Source organism: Prosthecobacter sp. (genome assembly GCF_044222345.1).
Taxonomy (GTDB): Bacteria; Verrucomicrobiota; Verrucomicrobiia; order Verrucomicrobiales; family Verrucomicrobiaceae; genus Prosthecobacter.
Genome location: NZ_JBGANL010000119.1, coordinates 1 through 5,231, shown reverse-complemented (window position 1 = coordinate 5,231; position 5,231 = coordinate 1). Strand labels below are relative to the sequence as shown.

Genomic DNA, 5,231 nt, shown 5'->3' with positions numbered 1-5,231 from the left:
AGAAAACGGTCTTTATTCCTGCTGGCCAAGGAATCTTGAACATCCCATTATTCATGTGGAACAGGGGTGGGAAGGGAGTCACGGCTGGGTGGCATGGCGGAGAGACGCTGCTGGAGAGCGCGGCACACGAAGAAGGCGATGGATTTGCTTTCCGTGCTGACTGGCAGAACCCAGGGTCTCCTCGCCTAGGCTCGGCTGACCCTGGGCTGAATTACGCAGCCCCTTTGGGGCTGGTGAGTAGCGGAGTGGTTGGGCAAGAAAGAACCGACCTGTTTTCGATAGATCGTGGCATGAGACTCAAAGATCACGCTTCATGCGCCAGAGCCAGTCTTTTTCCTTGGCTCCGCCGTCGTCCTTCGTGTCCGGCCCGGCAGACCAGAGGAGGTAGCCGTTTGTTTCGAGACGATAGCCCAACGGAAGTGTGGGGCGAGCGGGATCGGTGACTTGGAAGAGCTTGAGGTCGTCCTTCACCAGATCGAGCGATGCAGGAAAGCTGCCGTGCTTCATGCGATGCTTCTCCAAGGAGCAGGCGATGATGAGGCAGCGGCGGTGGAAGAGCCTCTCGGCGGCAGCTTGCGTGATATCGCCGATTTGCGGAATGGCAATGGCTCCGAGGATGCGACGCGGATTGGGCCAGGAGTTTTCCGCTTTGCTCCGAAGCTGCACGATTTCTGCTCTGGAACCTGACGTGAGCCAGGCTTCGGGGCCAGGTGGTCCAAGCTGATCGAGCATGCAATCGGCGTAAAAGGCGACGTTCGCTTCGTGCCAGCCGATGGGGCCATTGATGAGGACATAATAAAATGCATCCTCTACCACTCGCTCCAAGAATGGCGTCTTTAAGGATCGGTTGGTTATGTCATGCAGCAAGTGGCGGTGCTTTCTCAAATACTCGAGCTGGAAAAACATGCCGAGGATCTCCTGGCCATGGGCGGACTGGTACTGCTGCAAATCATCAAACTGGCCCAGACGCACCTGCAACCGCCCCAGTGACTCTTCTGTCCAGGCTGGATGACTCAAGGCCTCATGCAAAGCGTCAAACGTGACCTCATGCAAGGCTGACGGAACGAGGCAGCCGATGATACCACCAAGTGCCGTTCCCTCGCTGATGCGCAGCATGATCAAGGCAGTACTTACGGTCTTTGCAGCATCTCCGGCAAGGGCGGCGCTGCGCAGGTGAAGGCCTAGCTGGCGTTGGAAATCATCCAATCCGAGGAAGTCGGGAAAAGAGGCCTGCCATGGATTGTCTCCGACGGCCTCCAAGGCTTCTCGCTGTCCCGGTTTGATGATGGAAAAGGGTTTGTTCAGACCTTCTGCCAACTTTGGCAGCAGGCCGTTGCCGTCTCCCAATTCACGGGCAAGGACCGTGGCGGGGGGCTCAGGAGCATTGATACCCCGGTTTTTGATCCAGGTGACCAGATCGAGCCTATCGCCTTCGCCATCCTTGGATTCGGCGATCTCCGGGCGAATGAAGTCCTTCGGCAGCAGTGCGTTTTGGAGAGGAACGTATCTCAGGCTCAGCGTGCCCGGCTTCTTCACATGCAGCCAGCTTTCGAACACTGGATTGGCAAAGTAGTTCTCTTCATCGGCAACCTTTGCCGGCATGAGCGCCAGCGGATCATCCGTCCCCAAGCGCTCCACCAAGCGACGATGCACTGCTCTCAGTTCACGGGCGCTGCGCCAGTTTTCCCATTGCCACAGAACAGTGGTGAGAGAGATGAGACAGACGAGTGTCCAGGCGGTGCGGCGATTCCACACAAGGCGGGCCAGCCAGCGTGCGATGCGGACGCTATAGAGGCGGGATGGGGCCTTGGTGCTGGGGGTGGAGGAGTTCATCGGCGAGCTGTTCGATTTGTTTGAGATTGGCCAGAAGCTGCGCGGGTGTCAGCGGCGGAAGTTTAGCGTAGTTTTCGAGCGTGGATTGAGGGACGGGCTCGGGGGTGGTGATGCGGAAAAAGAAGGCCAGCAGCCAGCATGCTGCGAGTGGCAGGCGGAGGGGGCGCGGAATGGAGGAGAGCAGGCGTGGGAAGAACTTCGGCGTGGTAGTGTTTTGGAGTGTGCCGGGCCTTTGGCGCTTTTGAGCGTTCTCTGGTTCGCGAAAAGCTCCAGAGGGCTGGAGCACTCCAGGACGCTGGCGCGAGGCCTCGAGTGCCGTGCGTAAAACGCCCTCAAAAAACTGCGGCGGTGGATCGCGCCAGCGCTGGGCACGGAGGGTGGATTCGAGATCATTCTTCATACAAGGGTGTGTTTCTGGGCGCGCAGTTTTTCGAGGCCGTAGCGGTAGCGGCTGGCGACGGTTTGAGTGGGGAGATCGAGGAGACCGCCTATTTCGCGGAAGCTGAGGTCTTCCCAAACATGCAGGTGGATGACGGTGCGCTGCTCCTCGGGGAGGGCTGTGAGCGCGGCGGTGATTTGCATGCGGGTTTCTTCGTTCTCAACGTCAGCGCAGGGAAGAAACCAGGCGGGCAGTTCATCGGCAAAGCGCTGCATTGCGTCTTCACGGGTGGACCGACGACGCAGAGCATCCAACGCGAGATTGCGCGTGAGCGTGAAGATGACAGCGCGCTCGGACTGCGCAGTGGTGATGACCGCAGCGTCCCGGGCGAGCTTGAGAAACAGCTCCTGCACCACCTCCTGCGCCAGCGATTCATCCTTCGTCACCGACCACGCAAAGCGATACACGCTGACCGCATGATCAGCATGGAGGCGGGTGAGCGTGGCTTCGTCTGGCGGCATCCGTGGTCAGTCTGGCAAACGACGCACGGACTTGGCGATTTTATTTATTTACTTCAAATCGCGAGCGCGTTCTCGGCATCGCCAAAGTGGCCGACGTGGAGGCCCATGCGGTCCATGAGGGCGATGTGGAGGCGGCAGAGTTTGCGGTTGGGATCGGCGCTGTGGTCATGGAAGCGGCCGCCCTGAATGGTGCCGCCACCGCCGCCGGCGAGGACGACGGGGAGCTGGCGGGAATCATGTGCGTTGCCGTCGAAAAGGCTGCTGGTGAGCATGATCATGCTGTTTTCCAGCAGGGTTCGCTCGCCTTCGTTGGTGGCCTGCATTTTGCCGAGGAACTCGCCCCAGAGCTTCACCTGGTGCTGGTTCACACGCTGATACATGTCGAGGCGGTGCTCGTCATTGGCGTGATGCGAGAGTTCATGGATGCCGCCGCTGATGCCTTCCAGGCTGGGGAAGCGCATGTTGGAGAGGTCATTGTTCATCATGAAGGTGGCCACGCGGGTGCGGTCCATCTGGAAGGCGAGAAGCATGATGTCGAACATGAGGCGCAGATGATCTTCCGAGCTGGTGGGGATGCCGGCGCCGGGGCGCTGCATGGTTGGCACCTTGACGGTGGGCTGCCAGCCGCTGCCATTCGTTTCGGCCTGGCTGATTTTTTCGGCCAGTGCGACGCGCTGCTCGATCTCACGCACGGAGGTGAGGTATTCGTCGAGCTTCTGTTTGTCGCGCTGGCTGAGCTTGGGCTTCAGCGCGCCGGCGTCTTCGAGCACGAGGTCGAGGATGCTCTTGTCGCGCTTGCGCTTGCTGCCGTCGTCGAAGAGCTGATCGAAAGCCTGCTGCGGGAAGATTTCCTTGGGAGCCGGTGTCGTGGGCGTGCTCCAGGAGATGTAGGCGGAGTAGATGGAGGTGAAGCCGGAATCGGTGCTGTAGCTGGGGCGTTCCGTGCCGAGCACGACGCTTGGCATGGGGGTGAACTTGCCGGTTTGTGCCGCGACAAGCTGGTCCATGGTGGTGCCGACTTCGACGTCGGTGGTGGTTTTCTTCACCTTGAGGCCGCAGAGCACGTTCATCTTCGGATAGTGGCCGCCTTCACCTTCGACGGTGGTCGGATTCCACAGGCCTTTGAAGACGCTGATGTGCTTCTTCAGCGGCTCCAGCGGCGAGAGCGATTTCATGAACTCCATGCCAGCAGGGCCCTGCGTGGCGCCCCAGTGGTGTGGATTGACGCCATTGCCGGTGAAGCACACGGCGAGACGGCGGGGTGCGGTGTTATTTTTGACCGCTTCGGCTCCGAAGGAGCTGATGGATTCAAACCACGGCAGGCCAAGGGCGACACCGGTGCCACGGAGAAATTTGCGACGGGAAAGGTTCATAGGAAGGAGGCGGTTGTTTTATTGATTGGCAGCCACGGCGGGCTCGCTGCGGCGGTTGAGGAACTGGCGGCTGTTGACGACGTCGAGCACGGCGGCTGAGAACTTGCCGTTGTTCTGCTTGAGCGCGGCCTGCATCTGCCGAAGCAGTGCTTTGTCGCTGGGCATCGTCTGACGGCCCAGAGCGTAGCCGAGGAGCTTGCGGCAGAACTGGGCGTTGAAGTTGGTTTCGTTCTTCTTGAGGTAGTCGCGCAGACCGGCGAGACCTTGGAATTTGGTGCCGTCCTTGAGCTCGCCGGTGTCGTCGATCTTGCCACCGGTCTCATCTGCAACGCGGAAGCGGCCGATGGGATCGAAGCTTTCCAGGGCGAAGCCGAGGGGATCGATGCGTTCATGGCAGACGGCGCAGGCGGCATCGGTGCGATGAATCATGAGGGCTTCACGCAAGGAGGCGGGCTTCACGGCGCTGTCGGGAAGCTTTGGCACATTCGGCGGGGGCGGCGGTGAACTGAAGCCGAGCACGACCTGATAGAGGTAGTCCCCGCGGACCACAGGGCTGGTGCGATTCGGGCGGGAGGTCTTGGTCAAAATGGCACCCATGCCAAGCAGACCGCCGCGATGCTGCTGCCCGACTTTCACCTCGCGGAACTCACCGCCGGTGACACCTGGAACGCCGTAGAACTTGGCGAGGCGCTCGTTGAGGAAGGAATAGTCGCCACCGATGATGTCGCCGACGCTGCGATCATCGCGCACCAGGTGAGCGAAGAACTCGATGGTCTCACGCTGCATGTCGTTGCGGAGTTCGGTGGTGAACTCAGGGTACTTTTTCTCATCGACGGTGCTCTTCTCATCGAAGCCGTTGAACTTCAGCCACTGGCCGGCGAACTCCTTGGCGAGGGCATTCGCCTTGGGATCACGCAGCATGCGTTTCGTCTGAGCGGCGAGGACTTCGGGCTTCAAGAGGCTGCCGTCGTCTGCGGTCTTGCGCAGCTCCCAGTCGGGCTGGGAGGCCCAGAGAAAATAGCTGAGGCGGGAGGCGAGTTCGAAGGCATTGAGCTTCACATCACCGGGGGCAGCGTTGGCCATGGGCAGCGTCTCGGCTTTGAAGAGGAAATAGGGGGAGACCAG

At 60.3% G+C, this 5,231-nt stretch carries 5 protein-coding genes; all 5 read right to left on the bottom strand.

Annotated features, from left to right (window positions below; all coding sequences use genetic code 11):
- Positions 1–297 precede the first annotated feature (297 nt).
- Entirely contained in the window at positions 298–1,833 is a 1,536-nt protein-coding gene (locus ACILSL_RS26705; RefSeq protein WP_395735122.1) for a hypothetical protein, read from the bottom strand.
- Positions 1,787–2,233, bottom strand: a complete 447-nt coding sequence (locus tag ACILSL_RS26700; RefSeq protein WP_395735121.1) for a hypothetical protein — start codon at positions 2,231–2,233, stop codon at positions 1,787–1,789. Before ACILSL_RS26700 ends, ACILSL_RS26705 begins: the two co-directional genes overlap by 47 nt.
- Complete coding sequence (locus ACILSL_RS26695) at positions 2,230–2,733, bottom strand: RNA polymerase sigma factor (RefSeq protein WP_395735120.1); 504 nt, start codon at positions 2,731–2,733, stop codon at positions 2,230–2,232. Before ACILSL_RS26695 ends, ACILSL_RS26700 begins: the two co-directional genes overlap by 4 nt.
- A gap of 53 nt (positions 2,734–2,786) precedes the next feature.
- The gene (locus ACILSL_RS26690; protein WP_395735119.1) at positions 2,787–4,106 is read right to left on the bottom strand and encodes a DUF1552 domain-containing protein; all 1,320 of its coding nucleotides are present in this window, start codon (positions 4,104–4,106) and stop codon (positions 2,787–2,789) included.
- An 18-nt stretch (positions 4,107–4,124) separates the two neighbouring features.
- On the bottom strand, positions 4,125–5,231 hold a 1,107-nt coding region (locus tag ACILSL_RS26685; RefSeq protein WP_395735118.1), incomplete at its 5' end, for a DUF1592 domain-containing protein.

Bases quoted from the DNA above. Each gene is read 5' to 3' on its own strand.
- ACILSL_RS26705 (WP_395735122.1), bottom strand. From the start codon at position 1,833: ATGAACTCCTCCACCCCCAGCACCAAGGCCCCATCCCGCCTCTATAGC.
- ACILSL_RS26700 (WP_395735121.1), bottom strand. From the start codon at position 2,233: ATGAAGAATGATCTCGAATCCACCCTCCGTGCCCAGCGCTGGCGCGAT.
- ACILSL_RS26695 (WP_395735120.1), bottom strand. From the start codon at position 2,733: ATGCCGCCAGACGAAGCCACGCTCACCCGCCTCCATGCTGATCATGCG.
- ACILSL_RS26690 (WP_395735119.1), bottom strand. From the start codon at position 4,106: ATGAACCTTTCCCGTCGCAAATTTCTCCGTGGCACCGGTGTCGCCCTT.